The sequence below is a fragment of the Caulobacter sp. GW821-FHT12A07 genome, from assembly GCF_058807655.1.
The window spans coordinates 1-24,087 of the sequence record NZ_JBXAQX010000006.1 but is presented as its reverse complement, the minus strand read 5'-3'; the positions used below and the strand labels follow the sequence as shown (position 1 = coordinate 24,087).

The window sequence follows — 24,087 nt, the reverse complement described above, 5'->3', positions numbered from 1 at the left end:
ACTGACTCGCAAACCGGCGTCCAACGGGGCCATACCTCTTGCTGAAGCTCCGGGGGTCAAGACGCTAAGCGGGGCGAGCGGGCGGTTCGTCGGCGACTGTCCGAAGCCAGACCTGTTCTCGTCGCCAGTGGTTGGGCGAGCGGCCCAGATGAATACGGAAGAGCCGTGACAGGTGAGACTGGTCGGCCATGCCGCAGGCCAGGGCGATCTGGCAGAGCGGATCGCCGCTTTCGACCATCATGGCCTGGGCACGTTCAAGCCGGCGGCGAGTGACATAGGCCTGCGGCCGTTCCCCGAAATTGACCTTGAAGGCCTCGGAGAAGTAGCGATCGCTCAGCCGAGCGACCCGCGCCAGATCGATCGTCCGGATCTTCTCGTGAAGATGGGCGTCGACGAAATCGGCCACGCGCTTGACCTGCCAGGGGGCCAAGCCACCCGAGGCTGGCGGCGCGAGCAGCGCGCCGCGCAACAGATCTCGCGCCTGGCTGATGTGGTCGCGAGCAGGCTTGTGTTCCTCGCCCAGGCGCCGGGTCGCATCGACCAACAGCTCCAGCACGACGTTGAGACTGGACGGCGGCGCCTCTTCGCGCCGCGCCCTCGGCTCAAGCTCCAAAGCCACGGACATCATTGTCCCCTCCTTGCCGTTCGACCGGCGCTTGTCGGTCGAATGCCACGGTGAGGCCCGGACCGGGCGCTAGCCAGTCAAGACCTGCAAAGAGTTGTTGCGGGTGTTGCGCAACAGGGCTGATGGCGTTCACGCAACGTTGCGCCAGGGTGCGACACAGGCATAGTTGGCCGACTGTCAAACGGAGCTGGCCATGCTTTCGGAAGGCGGCCACGAGCACTGCTTTGGCCCGTATCGACTTTCCATCGCCCAGAAGGCCCTGTTCGACGCCAGCGGCGCGGTTCGCCTGGGCGGACGGGCCCTGGACATTCTGAGCCACCTGGTCGAACGCGCCGGCGACGTCGTCAGTAAGGACGAGCTGATGGCCGCCGCCTGGCCTGGCCATTATGTGGAGGAAGCGACCCTGCGGGCCCATATCGCCACGCTGCGCAAGACCATCGGCGATGGTCAGGACGGCGCCCGCTACATCGCCAACATCCCAGGTCGCGGCTACTGCTTCGTCGCCCCGATCAGCGCGCGACCCGCGCCCGCCGCCAACGCCGAGCCCATCGCGATCCAGGCGGGCGGGGTGCGGGCGCCGCCCGCGCTGCCGCGCATGATCGGCCGGGGGGCGGCGGTGGAAGCCTTGGCCCTTCAGCTGCGTGATCGTCGTCTGGTGACGATCTGCGGTCCGGGCGGCATCGGCAAGACGACGGTGGCTGTCGCCGTGGCGCATCTGGTCGCGCCGCGCTACGCCGACGGCGTTCATCTGATCGACCTGGCGCCGGTCGCCCACGCCGAAGCGGTGGTCAGCGCTTTCGCCGCGACGCTCGGCTTGAACACGGCCACCGGCGAGTCCGTCGAGGCGTTCGGGCGCGCCCTGGTCGGCAAGCAAATGCTGCTGCTGGTCGACAACTGCGAGCACGTGGTCGAGACGGTCGCCGCGATCGTCGAAGAAGTGCTCAGCCGCGCGCCGCAAGTGGCCATTCTGGCCACCGGTCGCGAGGCGCTAGGAGCCGACGGTGAGACCGTCCACCACCTGCCGCCGCTTCAGACACCCCCGTCCAGCGACTTCATCAGCGCCGACGATGCGCTGCAGTTCGCCGCGGTCGAACTCTTCGTCGAACGCGCTCAGGCCGGCGACGACGCCTTCGTCCTGTCGCCCGCCGAGGCGCCGGTGGTCAGCGTCCTTTGCCGGCGGCTGGACGGCATACCGCTCGCGATCGAACTGGCCGCCGCGCGCATCGGCCAACTGGGCGTGACGGGACTGGCGGCTGAGCTGGATCAGCGGCTCCTGACCCTGACCCAGATCCGGCGCTCCGCCCAGCCGCGCCATCGCACCTTGGCGGCGATGCTGGACTGGAGCTACGAGCGGCTCGACGCGGGCGAGCAAAGCCTGCTTCGCAGACTCTCGGTGTTCTCCGGTCGGTTCACGGCCCGGGCCGCCGAGGCGGTGTGCGGTTCCGATCCCTTTGATGGCGTTGTGCTCGAGACCCTTCAAAGCCTTCGCGCCAAGTCTCTGGTCGCCGCCGAGACCAGCGGGGGCGTGGTCTATCGTCTTCTCGACATGACGCGGGCCTATGCCGTCGCCAAGTTGGAGGCGCATGGCGAGGGCGATGAGGTCCGGCGGCGGCACGCCGCGCTTTGCCTGGATATTCTGGGCCGCGCCGAGCGCGCCTGGCCCGAACAGACGCGTGACGCCTGGATGGCCGACTACGCGCCGTGGATCGACGACATCCGCGCCGGAATAGACTGGGCGTTTTCGACCGGCGGCGATGCGGTGACGGGGATCGAACTGACCTCTGCTTCGGTCCCGCTGGCCTGCCAGCTGTCGTTGATGCGGGAGTTTCGGGGACGCGTGAACCGCGCCATCAGCGAGCTGGAACGTCTGCCGTTCCCGCTTCCCCTGGCCGAGGTCCAGCTCAACACCTTTCTGGGGACGGTCTCATTCCACGAGTCCGGCTCCGGTTCGATGATCACCTCGGCCTACGCCAAGACCGTCAGCCTGTCGGAGACCCTCAACGACCCCAACCACGACAAGTCGGCGACGCTGGATCTTTTCCAATGGGCCTTCAGCCTGGGGGACTATCCGGCGGCTCTGAAGGCCGCCGAGCATCTGGGCATGCTGGGCCGCGCCAGCTCCGACCCGATGCTGCAACTGACCTCCGATCGTCAGATCGCCCAGGCCAGCCACTTCCTGGGTAATCACACGCGCGGCCGGACCTACGCCGAGCGCGTCCTCAACCATCCGACCCAGGGCATCCGCCTTCCTGTCGGCAGTCCGATGCAGCTGAACCGCAAGGTCTCCATGCGGATCATCCTGTCCAGGATCCTCTGGATCGAAGGGTTCGCCGACCAGGCCCTGGCCATGGCGCTGGAAGGGATCGAGCTTTCGGCCTCGGACCTGTCGCTGGCGCTGTCGCAGACCCTGGCCCTAGCGGCCTGTCCGATCGCGATCTGGCGCGGGGAGACTAGCCTGGCTTTGCAGCTCACCGAGCGTTTGCGCGACCACGCCCGCGCCTCGGGCACGGAGTATTGGGCCAGCTGGGCCGAAGCGATGCTGCATGCCCTGAGCACCGATCCGCTGGACAATCGCCTGCACGTCAACAGTCACCTGCTCGGGGCCAAGCAGTTGGACGGCTTGGGCGCGCTCGATTGGCGCTACGCCAGCGCCGAATCCCTTGAGCGCGTCGAGCGTGGCGTCGTGGGCTGGTGCGCGCCCGAAATCCTGCGCGCCGAGGGGCACATCGCTCTGGCCGCCGGCGATCTCGACGCTCGCAGGGTCGCCGAGAGCTATTTCGAGCGCGCCCTGGAACTGGCCACCCGACAGGGCGCCCTGGCTTGGCGGCTTCGGGCCGCCACCAGTCTGGCGGGGCTGATGGCCGGCGATGGTCGAGGCCGGGAGGGGGCGAAAATTCTGGCCCCGATCTATGAGCAGTTTACCGAGGGCTTCTCGACCGCCGACTTGAGGGCGGCCAAGACCCTTCTTGAAACCCTGAGCGAGACGGCATGAGGCGGATGGGTCGATGAGCACCACGAGACCTGGCGCTGTCGAAGATGCGCTCACCTTTGGTCCGTTCAGCCTGCGCCGTTCGGCCAAGATCCTGCGCGAGGGCGACAGCGACGTTCATCTGGGCGAAGCGATCTTCGCGGTGCTGGCGGCTCTGGTCGAGCGGGCCGGAGAGCAGGTCACGCCCGATGAACTGATCGTCTATTCAGGCCGCGCACACGATGGCGGCGCTGAGATCATCGAGGCCTATGTCCGGATCCTCTGTCGGCGCCTGGGGCTTGATCCCAACGGTCGCGCCTACATCACCCGACGCTCGACGGGGTACTGCTTTGGCGCGGCGGTAAGCCGCCAGCGTGTCCCCTCGACCCCGGCGTTGCGGGTGGTCAAAGCCAGAAACAACCTGCCAGGACCCGGCGACCGTCTCGTGGGGCGAGACGATGATGTCCGCGCCATCGCGGAGATGGTGGATCAGGCCCGGTTCGTCACCGTTGTCGGCGCGCCGGGCGTTGGAAAGAGCGCCGTCGCCGTCGCAACGGCCGAAGGCGTCAGCACGCGCTTCGCCGACGGCGTATGTTTCGTTGACCTTGGGGTCGTCAAATCGCCGGAGGGGTTGGCTGCGGCCGTAGCGATCGCGCTCGGCGTCGGCAGCCTTGCGGAAGATCCGCTTCCCACCATCCTGGCCCATCTACGCGACAAGCAATGTCTTCTCGTGCTGGACGATTGCGCGGGCGTGGCCGAGGCCGCGCCTGACTTTGCCGGTCGCCTTCTGGAGGCGTGCCCGGGCGTGCGCTGCCTGACCAGCGCGCCGCGCCCCCTGGGCGCGCCCGATGAGCGGGTCTATCGGCTGCAGGGCCTTCCGGGCGAGACCGGCCGCGCATCGCCGGCCGCGACCCTAATGAAACAACGGCGGATCGAGCGGCTGATGGCGCCTGATCTGTCGGATATGGACCTCTACCCCTACGGCCGCCTGGTCGAGGCCTTGGCTGGCGCGCCGCTTTCCATAGAACTCGTCGCGGCCGCGCCGCCCGAACATCTCGACGCCTTGGCCGCCCGTATCCCGACCTATGGGGGCGATGGCCTTGGCCTCGATGCCGTATTGGCCTGGTCGTTGTCCGCCCTCGATGAGTCTGATGCGGCTTTCCTGCGCCAGCTCGCTGCCTTCAACGGCTTTATCAGTCTCGCGGCGGCTCAGTTCATGGCCGAGATTTGCGGAGTCGCGGATCTGAGCGCGGTGATGGGACGTCTGGCCGGGATGCACCTGGTCACACGCGACGTCGTCGATGGGGTCCTGCTCTATCGGTTGCATGCCGCCGTTCGCGACTTCGCCCTGTCCGGTCTTCAGAGCGAAAACGACTACGCGCTTGTTCGGCGTCGTCACGCCGAGGTCTGCAACGCCGTGCTCAAGGTGGCCGAAGGCGATTGGGACGAGCTTGGTCAGCGTCAGTGGGTGGAGCGCTACGGCTATGTCATCCACGATCTAAGGTCAGCCATCGACTGGTGCATGAGCATTGGTGACCGTCCGCTCGGCGTGGCGTTGACGGCCGCGGCCGTTCCCTTGGCGGTGCAGCTGTCTCTGACCGCGGAGTTCCGCGGGCGTGTGAAGCTGGCGCTAGACGTCAGCGATGGCTGGCGGCGTAGCCCGATCCTGCAGATGCGGCTCAACACCGCCTTTGCAAACCTCGCCCAGCTGACCTGGGGCACCGGAGCCGAAGCGACAGCCGCCTTTTCCAAGGCTCACGAACTGGCCGAGCGGGTCGGCATCGCCAGCGAGCAGGCGTCGACCCTTCTGGGGGTCTGGTCCTGCGCCTTCGGCAAGGCCGACTACCCGGCCGCGGCTGAGTTCAGCAATCGTCTGAGCATGGTGGCCAAGGTCTCGTCCGAGCCCTTCATCACCCTGCTGGGCGATCGCACCTCGGCTCAGGCCCAGCACTTTCTTGGACGCCACGATCGGGCGCGGATCCTGGCCGAGCGGGTCATCAACTATCCCCAGCGCTCCATTCCGCTGTCGATGTCTATGCCTGGCGTCAGCCGACAAGTCTCGATGCGCATCATCATAGCCCGGATCCTGTGGATCCAGGGGCATCCGGATCAGGCCGAGGAGATGGTCGAGGCGGCGATCAGCCATGCCGCCGCCGACCTGGGCATCGCCATGTGCCATGCACTGGCCTTGGCAGCCGCGCCGGTCGCCCTGTGGCGGGGGGACGAGGCCCGAGCCCAGACCCACATCGACCGCCTCCTGGACTTGTCCAGCGCGGCTCAGGCCAACTATTGGCGCAGCTGGGCCCAGCGCTTCGAGGAAGTGCTGCGTTGGCGCCAGACCGGCGTCGCCGTCGCGCCGCCCCAAGATGCTAAGCAGGCCGACGCCATGGCGACCTTCGCCGAGGTGTTCGTCACGCCCGGCGTGTTGGCCCGCGTGGAGGCGGGTCTGGTCGGCTGGTGCGCGCCGGAGGTTTTCCGCGCCGAGGGCGAGCGCCTCCTGGGCCAGGGCGAACATGATGGCGCCGAAACAAGCTTCAAGCGTGCGCTCAACCTGAGCCGTCGTCATCGCGCGACCGGTTGGGAGTTGCGCGCCGCCAGCAGCCTGGCGCGGCTCTGGAACAGTCAGGGCCTGGCCGATGAGGCCGAGGCGCTTCTGGCCCCGATCGTCGAAGGGTTCAGCGAAGGGCACGCCACGGCCGATCTGCGAGCGGCGCACGAGGTTCTCGCCAAACTCAATCGCGGCGGTGTGCGAAACCACAAGGATGGCCGCCCTCCTCGGGGTTGAGGCGGTGGGAGGAGGGCGGCGGGTCCTGGGTTTGGGGGGAGGAGGACCCGTCCTTGAGGACATCTCCACAGTCTCATTTCAGCGGCGATGGTGCTTGGACGCTCAACGTCGATTTGACAGGTTCGGCGGTGCTTTAGTGAGGCAGAGGGTGGGGCTCCGCATCCCGATCGTCTATGCGACCGGCTCGATCCGCCAATGTTCGCAGAGCTTACCGGCGCTAACGCGATAGGCCTGCAGGGCTTCAAACGCGATCCTGGTTCCAGTGGGCGGCAAGTCGCCCAGAGGATTAAGGTGGGTTCCCGTGATCCGAGCCAGAACCATAACCCGATTACCTTCAGCCATCATGTCCAACGGGCGCCAGATCATGTCCGGAAAGGCCGAGCGAAGGCCGCCCAGATAGCGTTGGAGTTCGCAGACGTCGAATTGGCCGTCGTTGGGCGATCGACAAGACACGTCGACCAGCTCGCCAAGGGCGTCCAACGCTCCTTGATTGATAAGATGATAGTAGCGGAAAACAACGCTCTTGTTGATTTCGATCGACATCTGCAAACCCTTGCGCAACGCGATCTCAAGAGTGAGCGATGCGGTGGGGGCGGCCTTGAACTTTGCCGTCCGCGTTGGAGCCCGTCAGCGGTACTTGGCGCGCGAGGGCGTCAAGCAAGGCCGACGATCTTCAAGACGCTTGGCAATACAGGGGGGCTCTGGGCGAGACGGCTCATCGGCCTTGCGATAGACCTCGGTGCGAGGAGGCGATGATCAGCCGGGCGACGCTTGGTGCGTCGATGACTTGGCAAACGCCAGCCAACGACGAGAGCGAGCGCTCGACAACCACAGGCCTTCTGTGCTCGATCGTGGAAGTCGCCTGGCCGACCCAAGACCGACCAAAGCCGTTCGATCATGAATCCTGTTCGCCGCACTGCCATGATCGAAAGACTCGCCCGGGGCATCGAGCGCATCGGCCCGCGGTTCGAGGTGTTCGCGGGCATCGTGATGGCGGCGCTCGCCAAAGTCCCGACCACCCACGACGGCGTCAACGCTTTGGGCTACCCGGTGGCCAAAGTGGCCGACGGCGAGAGCGATGATGGCTCTACGGTCTTCGAATACTCCGACGAGGCAGGCTACTTCGTAGCCAAGATGCCCAAACCTGAACAGGATTTGCGCAAGGTCCTGAAGGACAAGCCCAACGCCACGACGATCTACCTGGTTTCGGGGTCCAAGCGGAAACCCCAGAAGATCGCAACCTTCAGGAAGACGGTCGAAGCTTGGCCCGGCATGAAGGGCAAGGTTCTACACATCTGGGCGAGCCAAGACATCGCCGCGCACCTCGTTGATCATCTTCTGGTCAATGACCGGCTGGTCAGACGTCTTGCGCCATACCTGCCCGAGTTGCAGCGGCTTGCCGACGAGGAAGCGGCGACCCGCCTTGCGCCAGCGCCGGACGCCAACCGGGTGCCGCGCACGGACGTCGACCAGGAAATCGCCCGGCGCTTGAAGGCCTTTCCGGTAGTGGCCATCGCCGGCATGGCGGGCTTGGGCAAGTCCAACGCGGCGGCAGCGTTTGCGGCCAATCACGCCGAAGACTACGATCTGGTCGTCTGGCTGGAGGGCGAGGAGGTCGATCGCATCGAATCCCTGCTATCGGTGCCTTTGACCCGAGTTGGCGAGCAACGAAACATTGTCACGCTGCTCAAGCACCAGGCCTGCTTGCTTGTGGTCGACAATGTCCAAGGGCAGCTGGCGGCGGTGGATATCGCCAAGCTTTGCGGACCCAAATCGCACGTGATTCTGACGCAGCGGCGCTCGGTCGGTGAGACCTACGACCTCCCGCTACTGGATGAAGTTGAGGCACGGGCCGTTCTCAATCGCGCTGGCACGCCTGTTCCAGATCCGGTCTTCGATACGATCTGGGCTAAGGTCGGCGGCCATCCGTTCAGCCTGAATCTGCTGCAGGCCGCGGTCGCCGAAGAAGGGGCGACCTGGAGCGAGGTCCAAGCCGATTGCGTCGAACTCGGCGAAATGGCCGATGACCGGGGCCAGCGCCTAGCCGATCGCATGCTCAAGCATCTGGCTGGCGTGCTCACGCGCGAGCTGGCCGTCTTCGAGTGGGCAGGGCTGCCCGCGATTGGCGAAGAGTTTTTGCTCCAAACAATCCTGCCGCTGGGCGTTCGCAAGCTCCGGTCGTTCGGGCTGACGGCCGTCGACCGGTCGGGAGTCTTGCGCCTGCACGATGTGGTGTTCGCCGTGCTCGACGGCCGCGGCTGGGCGGACGCGAGCCGGTGTGCCGAGCTCGACGACAGGCTGGAAGCCTATCTGATCGCGACCGCCGAGGAATTGGGCCTGACGTTCTGGGCCACCGCGCGAAGCCTTCGGCCAAAGCTGGAAGCGCTCGTCGCCGCCGGCGACCGGCGATCAGCTTTTCTTTATGCGCTGTTGGTGGTCTGGGAGCCGTCGGAGGTGAGACCCGATCTGGTTGGCGATCCGGTCGCCACCGCCCAGGCGCTGGCGGAGGCTGCCCGAGGGCCGCTGGGCGTCATCGCGGTCATCGAGGCGATCGAGCAATTGTTCCTGCTCGAAAAAGAACTTGAGGGCGACGTCGCCAGGAAAGGGCTCCAAGCGCGTCTACCGGCTTTCGACACCATGTTGGCGCTGGGCGATCTCTCGGATCGCGAACGCGCTCAGCTCCAGCACCACAAGGGCAAGGCCCTCAAGCGCTTGGGCGACACGGCCGCGGCCGCTGCGCTCTTCGACACGGTGTTGGCCGGCCCTTACCCGATGAACGAGTCGCGGTTGCAACTGATCGACATTCGTCGAAGCGATCCCACCCAAACCGCCGCCACGGTTCAGCATGTCGATGCGATCTTCGCGGACCTGCGAAATGGCGGCGAGGTTACCTATTCGGTGCTGCTGGGGCTCATCGAGCGGCTCCCGGCCGGCAAGGGCGCATGGCGCAACACCGTGATTGCTCAACATCTGGACGAGATCACCAAGACGATCGTCCAGGCCGCCAAGCTCGGGGTCAGCCAAGCCTTTAGGGCCTTCGCACCGCTTGGTCGGTTCATGTCGAGCGAGATGCCGGATGAGTTCAGGGCGATTTTCGATCAGCTTCCGGCGCCAGGCCTCGAAAGCCTTGGCGTCGACGGCGATCGCTTTGCCTGGGCGGAGATCTACGCAGAAGCCGCGCGCCTCCCCGGCGCCGCCAGCGTGCAACTCCGCAGCAAGGCCTTGGCGCTCTACGAAGGCCTGGTCAAGCCGCAGAAGTTCCATACCCAAAGGCGCGCGGAGCTGCTGATCGATATGGGCCGTCCAGCGGATGGCGAGGCGCTCATCCGGACCCTGCCCGATATTGAGGGCGACGATGGCTGGCTTCAGCGCCTAATGGCTCGCGCGCGCTTGGCGCAAGGCGATCCTGACGACGCGCTCCGCTGGATTGACTTGGCGCTCGACAAGCTGAAGGCGGCGAATTTCAAGAGCGAGTTTCTCGAACTGCGCTTCGCTATCCGCGACCGGCTGGGCGATAGCCAAGCCTATGAAGATCTGATCGCAGCGAGGGCCGCCAGCGAGAAGACCGGTGAACAGTTGCGTCTCGATCAGCGTCTTGCAGATCTGGGACGGAGGTAAACGCGAGGGCGCAGATCAGCTAACGGCAAGGTCTCATGCCCGTCTTGCCTCCATTGTTTCGGTATCACCCTCGCTCGCCCGAACCAGAAACAATCTGTCCTCGACTTCCAGCAGCGGTTGGTCGACACGACCCCAAAACGGACGCTCGCCATCCTCATGGGCGAAATCGTAGTCCATGTTCGGCAGGCTCTCTGCCATTCGGCGGATCTCTGTTTCATCGCCAGCGAAGCCGACCGTCCGGATGGCGTGGTTCCACTCCAGCGCCCAGGCCCAGACTTCCTTGCCCTCGGGGTGGCGCCGGATGATCATCTTGAAGAACGTGTCGCCCCCGATCGCGTGAATCCGCAATTCCCAGTCGGCGACCAAATCGTAGAACCAGCGCAGCCAGGGGTTACCCCAGTCGGCCCGCCGAGCGGTGATCAAGGGGAAGAAGCCGCCTTGGACGAAGCCGCCACGGCGTGTCTGTTCCTGATGGGTGATTAGGAAGAAGAAGCCGCGAAAATGATAGTGGGCGAGCCGGAAAATTCTCGCCTCGTCGATCTGCGGCGGCGCTGTCAGGGCATAGGTGATGACCCCGCCCTGGATGGGGATCTCGAACTCGACCTCTTCCTGGCTCTTGGCGACCAGTTTTCGGGTACGACGGCTTCTGGCGTTTTGAGCCTTTCGTAGGGCTTCGGAAACCAGACGAGGGTCGTCGATCGCATACCGCCCCCACAGGTCCGGCTGCATCGATATCGCTGAGATGTCGTCTTCAAGGTCGGCCTTGTCGCCGTTGCAGGCCTCACAGGCATTGAGGATCAGGTTCCATTGCCCGTCGAAGCATCCGCGGGGGACGAAACGCCGCCCGATCACGTGCTCCTTGCTGGCCGCTTTTTTGGCGTCGAACAGGCTGCCGCAATAGGCGCAATTGACGTTTCGCAGGACGATCGCGCGTCCTGGGACATAGCGGATAATGCCGTCTTCCTGGCTCATCGAGGTTTTGCTCTCTGGAGCGACGGGAGTGCCGCGACGCCACCGAATCGTTGACGTCGAGTGTGACAAGGCGGCCACCTAGCCGGCAAAAAAGCAACGCCAGCCCACGAGGGCGAGGACGATCACCGCCAAGGCGACCACGCCCCAACCGTCGGCTTCGATCCGCTTAGGCGTGATTTTCAGAAAGTGGCGACGGGACATTTTCACTCCGCTTGAGGTCGGACCAACCTCGCGCGATCGGGTGATCACCACGAGGCCGTTTCGATCTCGGTTGTGGGCGTCACGACCCCGCGCGGGCAATCGACCTGCGTTGTGTGGAGCACAGCGCACAACGCTGGGCCGGCGTTCGGGCGCTAACCGATGTGGAAGTTTGGAAAGTGGCGACGCTTCCGCCATGACGGGCGCCGCCGCTCCCCCCGGTCGCCTAGGCAGACCACACTTGGTTCAGAACCTGGGCGGCCAGGGCCGCCTTGTCCTGCGGCAAAAAGCGGCCGTAGTGCTCAGCGATCGTTTCGGGTGTGTCCTGGATCGCGTAGCTGGCCTGCTCGTATGAGCCCGTCTGCTTGAGGACATGGGTGGCGATCACGTCTCTGATGTTGTGCGGACCGTGTGGCAGCAGGCCTTCGATTGCCCCGCGACCGGTGTAGGGATTATAGATTCCATGCCGTTCTATCGCTAATCGCCAGGCCGCATAGAAGCTGTTGGAGTCGTATGCGGCGTCCTTGCTCTTGGTCTTCATCGTCTTGACGAAGAACACGCCCGGGTCAGCCGCACCTTTCAGCAGTACCGCGCGGTGACGGTCGATATAGGCCTCTATCTCTCGATAGAGACCGGCCAGATCTGGAAGCGCGAGGCGGAAAGGGTTTTTGCGGAAGTAGGATGAGCCAGCGTTTTTGAAGGCGGCCGCCGGTATCAGCACCTCCCAGGTGTGATCGCGCGTGTTCCAGCGCAGCTCCCCGCACTTGAGCGCCTCAAGTTGCCGCTCCGACGTTGGGATGCGGTCCTTGGGGCAAACGAGCAACTGGCGAAGGTTTTTCTGCCGCAGGCCAAGGTGCAGACCAAGGCGAAGCATCAGAAACGCACGCGTCGATTCCGCTGCAGGGACCGGATAGAGCCGCTCGTCGGCGCGCCACTTGAGAACCTCAACGGTGATCTTGCGATACTCCCCAACCGGGCTTTCGGCTTCGAGGATGGGAAGGATCGGCTCGAAGGGATCACGATGAACCCGCGCAACGCGCGCCACTTCCTTGGCGCGCAGAAGTACGTGTCGATGCTGGGTGTCGCATGCCTGGTCCCAGTTCTCACAGGCGGCGCGGACGTCGTCGGCGCTGATCAAGCCCTCGACCGGCCGCAGGCGCTCGGCCAGCTTGGGCGTCTGTCTCAGCCAACCGGTCTCCTTGCGCGAGAGGCCGGCCGCCACGGTCAGCATCTCCGTCTCCCATTGGGTGAAGAAGCCGCGCCGGCTCTCTCGCCATTGCAAGTACCAATCCCATACGGCCGGAAAGACCAGGACGGCGAAACTCAGGCAGCGCACCGGCGCGCCATAGCCGCGCACGGGGCCAAGCGGGCAGGCCGCCAAGGCGCCGAGCATTAAGCCCAGATGCTCCATCTTCTGGTCAGCGGTGGCGTCGTTCCAGACGCCATTGCGACGGCGGCCGCGAGAGGTAAGGGTGGCCGTCTTGAACGCCATCAGATCGGCCGCTTCGGCGTCGAGAAGCACGGGCGCGGCAAATGCGCCAAGGGGGCGTCCGGTTTCACGCAGGCCCGGATCGGCCAGGCGGTCCTCAAGGGCTTGACCTGGGGTCAGCTCTCCCGGATCGACACCACCGATCCGCGCCGAAAACTGCACGGCGAAGCGCTGCTTCATGGCTTCAGCCTGAAAGCGCCGGTAATCGGTATGGCCCGACATCACAACCTCGCGCACCCAGCGCTCGATCTCTTGGCGCTTGGCCGTGGGCAGTCGGGCGAAATCGTCGGGAAGGTGCCAGGCCATGCGTCGACGCTCGGACATCGGCAACGGCAGACTCTTGGCGTCGGCGACCATCCGGCCCGGGTGAGGAAGCTTGGCCCGCAGGTAGCCCACGGGAAGGCGCCAGCGCCGCTCGAGGGCGGCCAAGATCCGCAGGCTCGTCGCGCCGCGCGGCGCCTTCAAGCCCAGACGCCACATCCGAAAGGTGCTGACCTCCAGGCTATCGCCCTTCAGGCACACCGCCCGTCGCAGGCCATAGCCGGTGTCGCCGTGACGGCGCATGTGCAGGTCGAGCGCCTCGGCGAAGGTCGGCGGATCTTCCCAATCCTCCCAGAGCGCCTTTGGAAATGCGACGACTGGGCGGGGCGCGTAACCGGTTTTACGCTTCTGCGGACCTATTGGCGTCCCCGGCTGTGGGGAACTGGCTTTCTGGAGGGAGGGCTTCGGCGGCTCGGATTTTCTAGGCATTTCACTCAAGTTCACGCGCGGATCTGATCGTCCGCGCGGCCTAGACGCGCCAGCTTCGACTTCTCCCTGTGTCGCCGGAGCGGCCATGATCGGCGTGCCGCGTGAACCTGGGAATCGAGCGCTGACCGCGCCGCATCAATTACGGGGTCAGCGGTTCGATATGGCAGCTCCCCACCACTGGCTGCAAAACAAGCAAGCCAGAGCCTGGACCCGTTCACTCTTGGGGACCGCGCTCGGCACGGTACACCTGGATCTTCAGCGGTCCTGGTCGATCGAAGATCGAAACATCGCCGGCCACCTTGCCAAGGACGACGATGCCGGGCTGGGGCACGCGGCCCCGGCGGTAGTAAATCACTAAGTCGTCCGAGCCCCACAAGCCGAGCGTGCCGGGCTCGAAATCCAACTTACGTGGGGCCTGCGGCAGCGGTGCAGGCAAAGTCCCCGTCTTCTCCTGCCTCAGGTGGTCGCGCATCTCGATCGTCATCGGCAACCGCCGCGCGAAAGCGCGCGCGGCGGCGTTGTCGGTCAGGGTGGCGGTGACCTCGCCCCACGGCGACAAGATCTGGATGCGCTCTTGCGCCATGGCGTGTCCCATTGAGACGAGGGCGAGGCTGGCGGCGGCCAGGACGGTGCGACGCATGGCGGGTCTCCCTGGATTGAGGACCAGTCGCCCTAGGCGGCCAGGTGTTGCCGGAAGAAGCGGGTCAGCTTGGCGAACGGGATCATGTCCACGCGGTCGTAGAGGTCGACGTGACCCGCGCCCGCCACCCAGACAAGCTCCTTCGGCTCGGCGGCGCGACGGTACGCTTCGGCGCTGAACTCCTTGGAGTGGGCCTGTTCGCCGCTGATGAACAGCAAGGGGCGCGGCGAGATCGTTTCAAGGTCGTTGAACGGATAGAAGTTCATGAACTTGATGTTGCTCGTCACCGTCGGCTTGGTGGTGCGCTCGCGCGACGCGCCGGGCGGCGTCACCTCGCCGCGCGGGGTGCGGTAGAAGTCGTAGAACTCACGCTGGATGGGATCGGTGTCGGCCGTCAGCTGCAGGGTCGTGCCGCCGGCGACCTCGACCGTCCCGCCTTCGAACTCAGCCCAGCGCTTCTGGGCCGCCGCGGCGATCATCTGCTTGCGCTGCTCGATCGAAACGGTGTGGTTCAGCCCATCGCGATTGGCCGCGCCCATGTCGTACATGCTGACGGTGGCGACCGCCTTCAGGCGTGGGTCGATCTTGGCCGCGCTGAGGATGAAGCTGCCACTGCCGCACACGCCGATGCCGCCAATGCGCTCGCGGTCGATGAAGGGCCGCGTGCCCAGGAAATCCACCGCGGCGCTGAACGCCTCGGCATAGAGGTCCGGCGCGACCGCGTTGCGCGGATCCCCCTGGCTCCCGCCCCAGAACGGCAGGTCGATGGCCAGGGTCACGAAGCCCTGCTCGGCCATCTTGGTGGCGTAGAGCGTCGCGCTCTGCTCCTTCACCGCGCCCATCGGATGGCCGACGACCAGCGCCGGGGCCTTGGCGCCCGGGGCGAGGCCCTTGGGCGTGATGAGGTTGCCTGCGACTGTCGTCTGGTACTGAGTCTTGAAGGTGACCGGTTGGAGGGTCACGCGATCGCTCTTGTAGAAGTTGTCTGCGCCGTGGGTCATGTCCTGAGCCTTTGCGGATGCGGGGATAAGCGAGGCGGCGGCGAGGGCGGCGACGCTCGCGCCGACCCCCTGGAGGAGAAGTCGACGGTCCAGCGCCGATGGGCGCGCGAGGGCCGGAAGATTGTCTGGGCTTTGCATGAAAATCTCCGTGGGGTCAGAGTCTGGCGAGACGGCGCGGGACGCTGAGGGCGGCGAACCCCGCCGAGGCGCAGAGCAGAAGGGCGCTGATGAGGAAGGTCGCGCGGTGGCCGCCGGCGTCGAACAGCAGTCCGCCGCATGCCGCGCCGGCCGTGATCGCCAGCTGGATCACCGCGACCATGAGGCCGCCGCCCGCGTCGGCGTCGTCGGGAAGGGTTCGCGCCAGCCAGGTCCACCAGGCCACGGGCAGGGCCGTGCCCACGAAGCCCCACCCGATCAGCATGGCCATCGTCGGCAAGGCGCTTGGGCCGACGACGATCAGGCCAAGGGAGATCACGGCCATCAGCAGCGGCGCGACGAGGAGCACCGCTCTCAGGCTCGCGGCCACGAGGCGCCCGATCACGGCCGTGCCGGCCAGCCCGGCCAGGCCCATCAGCAACAAGGCCAGCGAGAGCGGCGAGGCGCCAAGCCGGGTGACGCCTTCGAGGAAAGGGCGCAGATAGGTGAAGAGCGCGAACTGGCCCGCGAACAGCAGGCCCATCGCCACCATCCCCGCCTTGGCATAAGGCCGGCGCAGGACGCCGACGACGCTCGGCGTCGCGCCGAATGATGACGGCATCTTCGGCAGGGCGAGCCATTGCCAGGCAAAGGTCACAGCCGCGAGCGGCACGACCAGGAAGAAGGCGCCGCGCCAGCCGATGAACTGCCCGAGGAATGCGCCCAGCGGCGCGGCGACCAGGGTGGCCACGGCGTTGCCACCGTTGACCAGGGCCAGGGCGCGAGGGACCTCGTCGTGCCGGACCAGGCGCATGACGGTCGCCGCCGACAGCGACCAGAAGCCGCCGATGACGACGCCGACCAGGGCGCGGCCGACCATGAAGAGCGGCGCGTTGGGCGCCAAGGCCACCAGAAGTCCCGAAATCACCATGACGCCAGTCAGCCCGAGCAGCACGAGCCGTCGGTCCAGCCGCGCGACCCGGCCGATCGACAGACTTGTGAGCACGGCGAACAGGCCAGATACGGCGATGGCCTGGCCAGCCATGCCCTCAGTCAGCCGCAGGTCCGCGGCGATTGGGGTCAGCAGGCTGACCGGCATGAACTCCGAGGCGATCAAGGTGGCCACGCACAGCGTAAGCGCCAGGACCGCGCTCCAGCGGCTGCGGTCGGCCGGCACGGTGTCAGAGCGGGTTGAGACGGTGTCGAGGTTCAGGCTGGCGGCGGTTTCCATGGCCAGCAAGATAGGGGCTGGGGGGAGGCGCAATAGCCGCCACCCGTTTATCGCGGCGTTGAGCCCCGCTCATCATCGCCAGCCAGTCAGAGGCCGAGCGGGCGCTCCTCTCGGATAAGGTCGATCAGCAGGCGCAGCCCGGTCGGCAGCTGCCGGCGGCCTGGGTAGTAGATGTAGAAGCCGGGTCCGTTCGAAGCCCAGTCGCCGAGCACCGTCCGCAACGTTCCCCGAGCGACCTCCGCGGCGACGCACGGCTCGGGCAGATAGGCCAGCGCCGCCCCGCCCTTGACCAGATCGATGGCGAAGGCGGTGTCGTCGATCGTGACCTGGCCAGGAACGTCCACCGCCAGCGCCTCATCGCCGCGCTCGAACTCCCAGTGGTAGATGCTGTCGTCGCCCAGCCGGATGCGCAGGCAACGATGCCGCGTTAGGTCCGAGGGATGCTGGGGCGCGTCGAACCGAGCCAGGTAACCGGGCGAGCCAACCACCACCCAGCGGATGTCGGCCGACAGGCGCTGGGCGACCATGTCCTCCGGCACGGTGCCGCCGTAGCGGATGCCAGCGTCGGCGCCGGCCGCGACCACATCCACCAAGTGGTTGGCGATCACGACGTCGATGGCGATGTCCGGATAGCGCTCGACAAAAAGCGGCAACACCGGGGCCAGCAGCAGCGTGCCGGCGTGTTCGAGAACGTTGAGCCGGATCCGCCCTGCTGGTTCGGCGCGAAACCGGTTGAGCGTATCCGCCGCCGTCTCGATCGCCTCGAAGGGGCCCAGGATCGACGCCTGCAGGTGCTCGCCCGCCGCGGTCAAGGTGACGCTACGGTTGGTGCGGTTGAGCAGGCGAACCCCGAGCCGGGCTTCGAGACCCTTTAGCGAGTGGCTGAGCGCCGAGGCGCTGACGCCCAGCTCCAGCCCCGCCCGGCGGAAGTTGCGGTGCCGAGCCAATGCCAGGAAGTAGCTGAAGTCTGCAAGATCGGTTCGGCTGAGCGGCATGCCGTAGACTGGCCCGTTATGGCGGCCCGTGGCAATGTTGATGAAGTATCTTCAACAGTCTGAGCCGATACCAACGGCCTTTGCCTTGGACACCCATATGGGCGCGAGGCCTCGCCTACTCTAATCGCGGACGTTCAGCGGAGCGAGCGGCCCCCGTCCATTGAGACTCTCCACCGTTGCCCGGGCCTAGGCCGCTATTCGCATCCCCGCGGTGACCGAACCTGTGCGTTCCCAAACCACTGACTGCTTGGCGAAGCCCGCGATCCAGAGCTGGATATCCGGACCGGACTTGGCTGCGCTCTGGCACACGACCTGGGAAATTCGCTCCTGCTGTTTGCGCAGGTGGCCCGAGAGCAGCCGGTCGCGAGTGATGTAGCCCGTGTTCACGCCGGGCAGGGAGTGGTTCATCAGCAGGTGGGCGTCTAGCTCGGAAACCTCGGCGATCTGCGCGACCGTCCGGAAGGTCTGGCGCAGGTCATTGCCCCACTTGGACAGAACGATCCGCTTTTCTTTGTGCTCAACGATGTGGCCGCTCGCGCTGTCCGCCGGGAAGAGCCAGAACTCGGCCTGCTCGGGATGCAGCATTCGGCCCCAACGCATCGCCCGGATCACGCACCGCATCATCGCTCGCGACAAGGGGATATCGAAGGCCTTCTTCGCGCCTCCCTTCGGGCGCGGCACATGCAGGATCCTCTTGCGGAGATCGATGTGCTCAATCCGGACCTTTTTGAGCGCGGTTGGGCGCGAGCCGGAAAGCAGGACGAGCAGATGATACTCGCGGCGTATGGGGCTCTCCAGGGCGTGCGCCTGGCGCAGCCAGCCCACCAAGTCCTGGTCCCCCATGCCGGTGTCGCGACGGACCTCGACGTTCCAGTCGATCGCTTTGACAGGGTTCACGCCGGGCAACGCGGGGTTGGTCTTGAGGGCGTGATTGTAGATCGCTCGCAAGCTGCGCATGGCGCCGTTGGCGATGTAGGGTCCGTTCAGCTCGCTGATCCGCTCGTGGCGCTCGACGACCATCGACGGCGTTTCGCCCAGGCGAGCGAGCGGTCGGTCAAGCCAATCCGCCATCAGTCGCTCGATATGGTCGCGGTAGTTGGCGATCGTTCCGGGATCGCGTCCCTTACGGAGCAAATGGCGATCAAGATAGTTCTGCCAAGCCGTCCGTAAGGTGACCGGTCCGCTCTTGGACTTCGCTTCCCCGCCAGGTTTTTCGCCCCGCGCGATCTGGCCGAGAAAGTCTTTGGCCTTGTTGCGAGCGTCGCGGCTAGAGAGCTCGCCGAACTCGCCCAGCTTGGCCTGAGCACGAAACTCGCGAACGCCGTGCTTCCAGTGCTCGCCCTCCGCCATGAAGGTTTTTCGGCGCTTGCCGACCTTGAGCAGGAAGCCGGACAGCTCCGTGTCGCGGACGAGATACTGCCCTGTCTCGGCGTAGGGGAGTCGGGCGATCGCCTTGTCTGTGAGAAGAAGCTGTTCGGACGCCATGTTCAGACCCAGAATTTTAGTCGGGGTTTAGTCGGGGGAAGTGCTCCGTGTGAGTTTCTCGAGGTCCATGTACGCTAATGTACGCTAGATCGCGAAAATCATCATAATTACAATGACATACAACGCTTGCGGAGGCAAGTAATGTGGCTCTAGAGGGCGCTGGAGAAGGCGCTACTACATTCTACGAATCTGAGGGTCGGACGTTCGAATCGTTCCGGGCGCGCCATTTTCCAAAATCAGGAAACCGACGGCCTCGCGGTCGTTGCGTCGTTCGCGTCAGCGGCTGGCCAGCGCCGCTTCCAGGCACTTCACCAGGCTGTCGCCGCTGAAAGGTTTCTTCAGGAAGCAGGCGGCGCCGAGGGCCAGGCCGCGGGCGCGGGCGCGGGCGTCGTCGAAGGCGGTGATCAGGATGACCGGGGTGGCCAGGCCGCGTTCGCCCAGGGCGAGTTGCAGGTCGAAGCCGGAGAGGCCGGGCATCTGGACGTCGCTGATCAGGCAGTCGGCGCCGGACGAGACCTCTGAGGCCAGGAAGGCGGCGGCCGAGGCGAAGGTGGCGACGCGGTGGCCCAGCGAGCGGATCAGGGCTTCCAGGGAAGCCCGGACGGCTTCATCGTCGTCGACCACGGCAATCAACGGGGCTTGCGACACCTACTCGTCCCTTCCGGTCCCGCCGGGAGCGCGCGGACAGGCGGCGGGCGGCGGGTGGGATCTATCTGCCCCAGACCGGCCGGCGGCGGAATCATACTCGGGTGTATGGCGTCATGTCGCAGGGGCGACGCCGAGCAGTTCGGCCATGCGCACGAACTCCAGCATCGAGCGCGCCTCCATCTTCCGCATGGCCGAGCCGCGGTGGATCTTCACCGTGATCTCGGAGAGCCCGATCTCGAAGGCGATCTGCTTGTTCATCAGGCCGGCGGCGACCAGGGCCATGACCTGGCGCTCGCGGGCGGTGAGGGTGTCGTAGCGGCGGCGGGCCTCGTCGAGCCCCGAGCGTTCAGCGCGCTGGGCCTGGTCGCGGCCGATGGCGGCGGTCACCGCGTCGAGCATGTCCTGGTCGCGGAAGGGCTTGGCCAGAAAGTCGACGGCGCCGGCCTTCATGCCGCGCACGGTCATCGGGATGTCGCCGTGACCGGTCATCAGCACCACCGGCATGCGGATGTCGGCGGCGTTGAGCTGGGCCTGGAAGTCGAGGCCGCTGACGCCGGGGAGCCGTACGTCCAAGACGAGGCACCCCGCGTCGTGCGCATGTCCGGAGCGAAAGAAGTCCTGGGCGTTGCCGAACAGGCGCGTCTCCAGCCCGACCGAGCGGAACAGGCTGTCCAGGGCTTCGCGTATGGCCCCGTCGTCGTCGACAATGTGCACCGTCGGAACCGACATGAGGGCGATAGCTGGACCAACCACTGCGCGCCGTCAATAAAGGGGCGCAACCTTCGGTGATCTCGATGCGCGACCACCCCGACGTCTTGAACGTTTCGACCGAATCCCTGCTCGGCCTGCTGGACACGGCCCGCGAGCCGATCCTGGTGCGCGACCTGGAGGGGCGGATCCTGTTCTGGAACCAGGGGTGCGAGGCGCTGTACGGCCACAGCCGCGAGGCGGCCCGCCACGCCCATGCGCCGCGGTTGCTGGAGACGGTGTTCCCGGCCCCGCTGGAGGAGATCAACGCCCGCCTGCTGGCGCAGGGCGCCTGGCGGGGCGAGGTCACCCGGCGGCTGGCCGACGGTCGCCAGGGGGTGATCGACCTGCGCTGGTCGCTGCGCCGCGACGCCTCGGGCGCGCCGGCCGAAATCCTGGAGACCGGCCGCGACGTCACCGAGGCGCGCAAGGCCGAGGAGGCTCTGCGCCGCAGCGAGTACCGCTTCCGCAACGTGTTCCACGCCATGAGCGTGTCGTTCTGGGAGCTGGATTTTTCGGCCCTGGCGGGGATGTTCGGCGCCCTGCGCGCCAGGGGCGTGACCAGCCTGCGGGCCCACATCGCCGAGAACCCGCGCTTCGTGCGCGAGATGATGGAGGCCAGCCAGGTCGTCGACGTCAACGAGAAGTCGCTGCAGCTGTTCGAGGCCACGCGCGAGCAGCTGCTGGGTCCGGTCGACCGCTTCTGGCCGCCGAGCAGCGAGCACGTCTTCGCCGCCAGCGTGATCGCCGCCCTGGAGAAGAAGCCGCACTACGAAAGCGAGGCGCGCTTTCGCACCTATGACGGTCGCGAGTTCGACGGCCTGTTCACCTGCTGCTATCCGCGCGAATACCTGCCGCAGGGGGCGACCCTGGTCGGGGTCATCGACATCACCGACCGCTTGCGCGCCCAGGAGGACCTGCAAAGGGTGCAGGCCGAGCTGGCCCATGCGGCGCGGATCTCGACCCTGGGCGAACTGACCGCCTCGATCGCCCACGAGGTCAACCAGCCGCTGTCGGCCATCGTCACCAACGGCGAGGCGGGGCTGCGCTGGCTGAAGCGCGAGACGCCGGACCTGGAGGAGGTGCGCCGGGCCTTCGACCGGATGATCGGCGAGGCCAACCGCGCCTCGGGCGTGATCGGCCGCATCCGCACCATGGCCGTCAAGGGCGAGCCGGAGACGACGCGGCTGGCGCTCGGCGCGCTGGTCGAGGACGCCGTGCTGCTGGTGCGGCGCGAGCTGACGGCCAATGGGGTGGCCCTGCGCGTGCAGGTTCCCGCCGACCTGCCGGAGGTGGACGGCGACCGGGTCCAGCTGCAGCAGGTGCTGGTCAACCTGATGGTCAACGCCGTGCAGGCGATGGCGGATACCGATGCGCAGGAGCGGGTGCTGACCGTGCGCGGGGCCGTGGAGGACGAGGCGGTGGTGCTGTCGGTGGCCGACAGTGGGCCGGGCGTGGCCCCCGAGCGCCTGCCGCAGCTGTTCAACGCCTTCTACACCACCAAGTCCGGCGGGATGGGCATGGGGCTGTCGATCTGCAAGACCATCGCCGAGGCCCATGGCGGGACGATCGTCGTGACGTCGCAGCCGGGAGAGGGGGCGCGGTTCGATCTTCGACTGCCCCTGGCGGCCGCGTCGCAAGAGGTCGATTGATGAATTTTGCTCATCGAGCCGTGAAAGGCTGAGCGGCTAATTTTACGATCGCGCGCGCGCTAGATTGGCCCCGCAAGATCCCTCGCGGGTCTTCCTCCCCCAAAAAAGCCAATCGGAACATCCTGCACATGGCCATCAAAGCCTATGGCGCCTTCGCCGCCGACAAGCCGTTGGAAGCGATGGACATCACCCGCCGCGCCGTCGGCGCGCACGACGTCCAGATCGAGATCGCCTATTGCGGCGTCTGCCACTCCGACCTGCACACCGTGCGCTCGGAATGGGCCGGCACCCTCTTCCCCTGCGTGCCCGGCCACGAGATCGTCGGTCGCGTCTCGGCCGTCGGCGGTTCGGTCAGCCGCTTCAAGGAAGGCGACGTGGTCGGCGTCGGCTGCATGGTCGACAGCTGCAAGCACTGCCACTCGTGCGACGACGGCCTGGAGCAGTTCTGCGAGAACGGCTTCGTCGGCACCTATAACGGCCCCACCGAAGACGCCCCCGGCCACACCCTGGGCGGCTACTCGCAGCAGATCGTCGTCAATGACGGCTTCGTGCTGAAGATCAGCCACCCCGAGGAGCAGTTGGCCGCCGTGGCCCCGCTGCTGTGCGCCGGCATCACCACCTGGTCGCCGCTGCGCCACTGGAACGTCGGCCCGGGCAAGAAGGTCGGCGTCGTCGGCATCGGCGGCCTTGGCCACATGGGCGTCAAGCTGGCTCACGCCCTGGGCGCGCACGTGGTGGCCTTCACCACCTCGGAAGCCAAGCGCCAGGACGCCCTGGACCTGGGCGCCGACGAGGTCGTGGTGTCGCGCAACGCCGATGAGATGGCCGCCCACGCCAACTCGTTCGACTTCATCCTCAACACCGTCTCGGTCAGCCACAGCCTCGACGCCTTCACCGCCCTGCTGAAGCGCGACGGCACCCTGTGCCTGGTCGGCGTGCCGGAACACGCTCACCCGAGCCCGGACGTCGCCGCCCTGATCTTCAAGCGCCGGTCGATCGCCGGCTCGCTGATCGGCGGCATCGCCGAGACCCAGGAGATGCTCGATTTCTGCGCCGAGCACGGCATCGTCTCCGACATCGAGATGATCAAGATCCAGGAGATCGAGACCGCCTACGAGCGCATGCAGAAGAGCGACGTGAAGTATCGCTTCGTGATCGACAGCGCCTCGCTGGCCGAGGGCTGACGGGCCGGGTCCGCGCGGCGTCGAAAGCCGCGCGGACCCACCTCGCAAGGTAGCGATCCCATACCTGGGTATGAGCCCGTCAAACCCTGGGACTGCGACGATAAGCGCGGGTGCGATGGCGACGTGCGTCGCGCTCGAAGAACAATGATCCTCGAAAACGAAGGGGCCCGTCGGGGCGCCCGCAGTCAGGGATCGAAACCATGTCCTTCCTCGCCCCGTCATCCTTCTCCGACGCCGCCCCCTCCACCGGCCTGATGGCCGCGCGGGAACTGGCGGGCGAGCCCCGCGGCTTCGCCGACCTGCGCGAGGTGCTCGGCGCCCTGGAACGCTCGCTGGAGCGTTCGGCCGAACCGGAGGCCGCCACGGCCCGGGCCCTGATCGCCAAGGCCTCGGCCCTTGTCGTCGGCGTTGGCGTCGTCGGCGTCGCCGCGCCGAGCGCTGCGCCGGCCGTGCAGGGCGGCCTCGCCCCCTGGCAGGCCCGCAAGCTGCGCAAGCACATCGACGAGGGCCTGGAGGGCGATCTCAGCACGGCGGCCCTGGGCGCCCTGGTGGCGCTCAGCCCCAGCTATTTCGGCCGCGCCTTCAAGGTCACCTTCGGCCAGACGCCGCACGCCTATGTCACCCGCCGGCGGCTGGAGGCGGCCCAGTACATGATGCTGACCACCCGCGAGCCGCTGAGCCAGATCGCTTATCTTTGCGGCTTCGCCGACCAGTCGCACCTGTGCCGGCTGTTCCGCCGCGCCATGGGCGCCGCGCCCCAGGCCTGGCGGCGGGCTCACCGCCTGGCGGCTTGAGCTCCTCTCCACTACGCGACCGTTCCGGCCACACGTCGCGCGTGTCCCGCCGATCCGCGCCAAACCTTTCCCGGGAGACTTCCAGGAGAGACGGCCATGGCGAAGTGGTTGAAGAGCGGTGCGGACGCGGGCGTTGTGGCGGCGGCGGACCGTGCGGTGCGCGAGACGGT

18 protein-coding genes are annotated in these 24,087 nt (G+C 66.5%); 6 read left to right on the top strand and 12 right to left on the bottom strand.

Translation table 11 applies throughout. The features are described 5' to 3' along the window. Window positions 1–64: 64 nt before the first annotated feature. On the bottom strand, window positions 65–628 hold the full coding sequence (locus AC1RRS_RS13780; protein WP_487291775.1) for a helix-turn-helix domain-containing protein: 564 nt from the start codon (window positions 626–628) through the stop codon (window positions 65–67). Between the two features lie 190 nt (window positions 629–818). Here AC1RRS_RS13780 and AC1RRS_RS13775 point away from each other — a divergent pair, with 190 nt between their 5' ends. Next, a complete protein-coding gene (locus AC1RRS_RS13775; protein WP_492855636.1) occupies window positions 819–3,617 on the top strand; it encodes an ATP-binding protein in 2,799 nt (932 codons plus the stop codon). Window positions 3,618–3,630: 13 nt separating this feature from the next. After that, complete coding sequence (locus tag AC1RRS_RS13770) at window positions 3,631–6,378, top strand: ATP-binding protein (protein WP_492855635.1); 2,748 nt, start codon at window positions 3,631–3,633, stop codon at window positions 6,376–6,378. A 171-nt stretch (window positions 6,379–6,549) separates the two neighbouring features. Here AC1RRS_RS13770 and AC1RRS_RS13765 read toward each other — a convergent pair whose 3' ends face one another. Then, entirely contained in the window at window positions 6,550–6,921 is a 372-nt protein-coding gene (locus AC1RRS_RS13765; RefSeq protein WP_487291772.1) for an ester cyclase, read from the bottom strand. 354 nt (window positions 6,922–7,275) lie between these two features. Here AC1RRS_RS13765 and AC1RRS_RS13760 point away from each other — a divergent pair, with 354 nt between their 5' ends. Then, window positions 7,276–9,996 (top strand): hypothetical protein, encoded by a 2,721-nt coding sequence (locus AC1RRS_RS13760; protein WP_492855633.1) that lies wholly within the window; start codon window positions 7,276–7,278, stop codon window positions 9,994–9,996. 33 nt (window positions 9,997–10,029) lie between these two features. Here the strand turns inward: AC1RRS_RS13760 and AC1RRS_RS13755 are convergent, their stop codons facing one another. The 10 genes from AC1RRS_RS13755 to AC1RRS_RS13710 form a co-directional block, all read right to left on the bottom strand. Next, on the bottom strand, window positions 10,030–10,968 hold the full coding sequence (locus tag AC1RRS_RS13755) for an HNH endonuclease (RefSeq protein ID WP_487291770.1): 939 nt from the start codon (window positions 10,966–10,968) through the stop codon (window positions 10,030–10,032). A 78-nt stretch (window positions 10,969–11,046) separates the two neighbouring features. Beyond that, window positions 11,047–11,169: a hypothetical protein gene (locus AC1RRS_RS13750; protein ID WP_487291769.1), complete on the bottom strand. Its 123-nt coding sequence runs from the start codon at window positions 11,167–11,169 to the stop codon at window positions 11,047–11,049. 223 nt (window positions 11,170–11,392) lie between these two features. Beyond that, window positions 11,393–13,420: a hypothetical protein gene (locus tag AC1RRS_RS13745; RefSeq protein ID WP_487291768.1), complete on the bottom strand. Its 2,028-nt coding sequence runs from the start codon at window positions 13,418–13,420 to the stop codon at window positions 11,393–11,395. A 199-nt stretch (window positions 13,421–13,619) separates the two neighbouring features. Further along, a complete protein-coding gene (locus AC1RRS_RS13740; protein WP_492855632.1) occupies window positions 13,620–14,045 on the bottom strand; it encodes a cyclophilin-like fold protein in 426 nt (141 codons plus the stop codon). Between the two features lie 32 nt (window positions 14,046–14,077). Continuing rightward, a complete protein-coding gene (locus tag AC1RRS_RS13735) occupies window positions 14,078–15,046 on the bottom strand; it encodes an alpha/beta hydrolase (protein ID WP_492855631.1) in 969 nt (322 codons plus the stop codon). A 154-nt stretch (window positions 15,047–15,200) separates the two neighbouring features. Further along, entirely contained in the window at window positions 15,201–16,412 is a 1,212-nt protein-coding gene (locus AC1RRS_RS13730) for an MFS transporter (RefSeq protein WP_492855629.1), read from the bottom strand. A gap of 86 nt (window positions 16,413–16,498) precedes the next feature. Next, on the bottom strand, window positions 16,499–17,407 hold the full coding sequence (locus tag AC1RRS_RS13725; protein ID WP_492855628.1) for a LysR family transcriptional regulator: 909 nt from the start codon (window positions 17,405–17,407) through the stop codon (window positions 16,499–16,501). A 186-nt stretch (window positions 17,408–17,593) separates the two neighbouring features. Continuing rightward, window positions 17,594–18,892: an integrase arm-type DNA-binding domain-containing protein gene (locus tag AC1RRS_RS13720; RefSeq protein ID WP_492855627.1), complete on the bottom strand. Its 1,299-nt coding sequence runs from the start codon at window positions 18,890–18,892 to the stop codon at window positions 17,594–17,596. Window positions 18,893–19,168: 276 nt separating this feature from the next. Beyond that, entirely contained in the window at window positions 19,169–19,540 is a 372-nt protein-coding gene (locus AC1RRS_RS13715; RefSeq protein ID WP_492855626.1) for a response regulator transcription factor, read from the bottom strand. Between the two features lie 111 nt (window positions 19,541–19,651). After that, a complete protein-coding gene (locus tag AC1RRS_RS13710; protein ID WP_487291755.1) occupies window positions 19,652–20,269 on the bottom strand; it encodes a response regulator transcription factor in 618 nt (205 codons plus the stop codon). Between the two features lie 65 nt (window positions 20,270–20,334). Between AC1RRS_RS13710 and AC1RRS_RS13705 the strand changes: the two genes are divergently transcribed. The 3 genes from AC1RRS_RS13705 to AC1RRS_RS13695 all read left to right on the top strand — a co-directional run bounded on the left by AC1RRS_RS13705 (window position 20,335) and on the right by AC1RRS_RS13695 (window position 23,917). Continuing rightward, window positions 20,335–21,939: a sensor histidine kinase gene (locus tag AC1RRS_RS13705; protein ID WP_492855869.1), complete on the top strand. Its 1,605-nt coding sequence runs from the start codon at window positions 20,335–20,337 to the stop codon at window positions 21,937–21,939. Between the two features lie 128 nt (window positions 21,940–22,067). Next, a complete protein-coding gene (locus AC1RRS_RS13700) occupies window positions 22,068–23,123 on the top strand; it encodes an NAD(P)-dependent alcohol dehydrogenase (protein WP_492855625.1) in 1,056 nt (351 codons plus the stop codon). A gap of 200 nt (window positions 23,124–23,323) precedes the next feature. Further along, window positions 23,324–23,917 carry a helix-turn-helix domain-containing protein gene (locus tag AC1RRS_RS13695; protein WP_492855624.1) on the top strand — a complete coding sequence of 198 codons (594 nt, stop codon included), beginning with the start codon at window positions 23,324–23,326 and terminating at the stop codon, window positions 23,915–23,917. Window positions 23,918–24,087 lie beyond the last annotated feature (170 nt).

Coding starts and splice junctions, on each gene's coding strand:
- AC1RRS_RS13780 (WP_487291775.1), bottom strand. CDS start 628: ATGATGTCCGTGGCTTTGGAGCTTGAGCCGAGGGCGCGGCGCGAAGAG.
- AC1RRS_RS13775 (WP_492855636.1), top strand. CDS start 819: ATGCTTTCGGAAGGCGGCCACGAGCACTGCTTTGGCCCGTATCGACTT.
- AC1RRS_RS13770 (WP_492855635.1), top strand. CDS start 3,631: ATGAGCACCACGAGACCTGGCGCTGTCGAAGATGCGCTCACCTTTGGT.
- AC1RRS_RS13765 (WP_487291772.1), bottom strand. CDS start 6,921: ATGTCGATCGAAATCAACAAGAGCGTTGTTTTCCGCTACTATCATCTT.
- AC1RRS_RS13760 (WP_492855633.1), top strand. CDS start 7,276: ATGAATCCTGTTCGCCGCACTGCCATGATCGAAAGACTCGCCCGGGGC.
- AC1RRS_RS13755 (WP_487291770.1), bottom strand. CDS start 10,968: ATGAGCCAGGAAGACGGCATTATCCGCTATGTCCCAGGACGCGCGATC.
- AC1RRS_RS13750 (WP_487291769.1), bottom strand. CDS start 11,169: ATGTCCCGTCGCCACTTTCTGAAAATCACGCCTAAGCGGATCGAAGCC.
- AC1RRS_RS13740 (WP_492855632.1), bottom strand. CDS start 14,045: ATGCGTCGCACCGTCCTGGCCGCCGCCAGCCTCGCCCTCGTCTCAATG.
- AC1RRS_RS13735 (WP_492855631.1), bottom strand. CDS start 15,046: ATGACCCACGGCGCAGACAACTTCTACAAGAGCGATCGCGTGACCCTC.
- AC1RRS_RS13730 (WP_492855629.1), bottom strand. CDS start 16,412: ATGGAAACCGCCGCCAGCCTGAACCTCGACACCGTCTCAACCCGCTCT.
- AC1RRS_RS13725 (WP_492855628.1), bottom strand. CDS start 17,407: ATGCCGCTCAGCCGAACCGATCTTGCAGACTTCAGCTACTTCCTGGCA.
- AC1RRS_RS13720 (WP_492855627.1), bottom strand. CDS start 18,892: ATGGCGTCCGAACAGCTTCTTCTCACAGACAAGGCGATCGCCCGACTC.
- AC1RRS_RS13710 (WP_487291755.1), bottom strand. CDS start 20,269: ATGTCGGTTCCGACGGTGCACATTGTCGACGACGACGGGGCCATACGC.
- AC1RRS_RS13705 (WP_492855869.1), top strand. CDS start 20,335: ATGCGCGACCACCCCGACGTCTTGAACGTTTCGACCGAATCCCTGCTC.
- AC1RRS_RS13700 (WP_492855625.1), top strand. CDS start 22,068: ATGGCCATCAAAGCCTATGGCGCCTTCGCCGCCGACAAGCCGTTGGAA.
- AC1RRS_RS13695 (WP_492855624.1), top strand. CDS start 23,324: ATGTCCTTCCTCGCCCCGTCATCCTTCTCCGACGCCGCCCCCTCCACC.